Origin of the sequence: Staphylococcus sp. GDB20D11A, assembly GCF_016893255.1 — a bacterium.
Lineage (GTDB): Bacteria > Bacillota > Bacilli > Staphylococcales > Staphylococcaceae > Staphylococcus > Staphylococcus aureus.
The window spans coordinates 1-1,417 of record NZ_JAFEPJ010000046.1 but is presented as its reverse complement, the minus strand read 5'-3'; the positions used below and the strand labels follow the sequence as shown (position 1 = coordinate 1,417).

Here is a 1,417-nt window from a genome sequence, read left to right as displayed (position 1 = left end):
TGATTTCATTGGTGGTTTATTCCTCGGCCTCACAGTAGGATTACTCCTTTTTGGCATCACTCAAGGAGAAACTTCTGGTTTTTCTTCGTTCTCATCGTTAACTAGCCTAATTGGTTCTGTTGTAGCTTTGGTGGGATTTATTTGGAGAATTGTTACCGCAGAAAATCCATTTGTACCACCTGTCCTGTTCAATAACAAGGATTATGTCAATACGGTCATAATTGCATTTTTTTCGATGTTTGCTTATTTCGCTGTTCTTGTGTTCGTCCCATTACTAGTCATTGAGGTGAATGGACTCTCTTCTGGACAGGCTGGAATGATATTGTTGCCAGGTGGTGTGGCTGTTGCAATCTTATCTCCCTTCGTTGGCCGTCTTTCTGATCGATTTGGGGATAAACGTCTGATAATTACTGGGATGACTCTGATGGGGCTGTCTACCTTATTCTTGTCCACCTATGCATCTGGTGCTTCACCTCTGTTAGTTTCCGTGGGGGTCCTCGGAGTAGGGATTGCTTTTGCATTCACGAATTCTCCCGCAAATAACGCCGCAGTAAGTGCACTCGATGCAGACAAGGTTGGTGTCGGAATGGGGATTTTCCAAGGTGCTTTGTACCTTGGAGCAGGAACTGGAGCAGGTATGATTGGAGCATTATTATCCGCTCGACGTGATGCTACTGAGCCGATAAATCCATTATATATATTGGACGCTATGTCCTACTCAGATGCGTTCCTTGCAGCTACAGGGGCAATACTCATTGCCTTAATAGCTGGATTAGGTTTAAAAAAGCGTGGGTAATAACTTAGTTATGTAAAGATTAGTTATTGTTTAGTTCATCTTCTATAGTTTAAGCTGTAAATAAATAGCTTAGGAATCACGCAAATTTGAATTTCTTAGAATAGAATACTTTTAAGTAACTCAACTTTCGTACACTGTTTTATTGGTGCGAAAGTTGAGTATGTTAAGGATGAAACAATGAAAACATTGGTGATCGTTTCTCACCCAGATATGCCAAATTCTCGAATCAATAAAGTTTGGGTAGAAAAAGCAGCGTCTTATTCAAACGAAATTACCATTCATGATCTTTATAGAGAGTATCCTGATTTTATTATAAATGTAAAAAGAGAGCAGGAATTAGTTGAAAATCATGATAATATTATTTTTCAATTTCCATTATATTGGTATAGTTCTCCTTCATTATTAAAAAAATGGATCGATGAAGTGATTATATATGGATGGGCTTACGGATCAAAGGGTAAAAGAATATTTTATAATCGAAAATTAGGATTAGCTATATCAGCTGGCGTAAAAAAAGGTGAATTTACAAGTATGGGTAAAAACAAGCATACATTAACCCAGATGTTAACACCATTCAAATCTTTATGTGCATAGATTCATGCTGAATATGTACCAGAGTTT

At 37.8% G+C, this 1,417-nt stretch carries 2 protein-coding genes; both read left to right on the top strand.

What is annotated here, in order from left to right; translation table 11 throughout:
• Positions 1-796, top strand: a 796-nt coding sequence (locus JV528_RS14945; RefSeq protein WP_204177723.1) for an MFS transporter, incomplete at its 5' end; no start/stop codon positions are given.
• Between the two features lie 177 nt (positions 797-973).
• The gene (locus tag JV528_RS14940; protein ID WP_000855243.1) at positions 974-1,390 is read left to right on the top strand and encodes an NAD(P)H-dependent oxidoreductase; all 417 of its coding nucleotides are present in this window, start codon (positions 974-976) and stop codon (positions 1,388-1,390) included.
• Positions 1,391-1,417 lie beyond the last annotated feature (27 nt).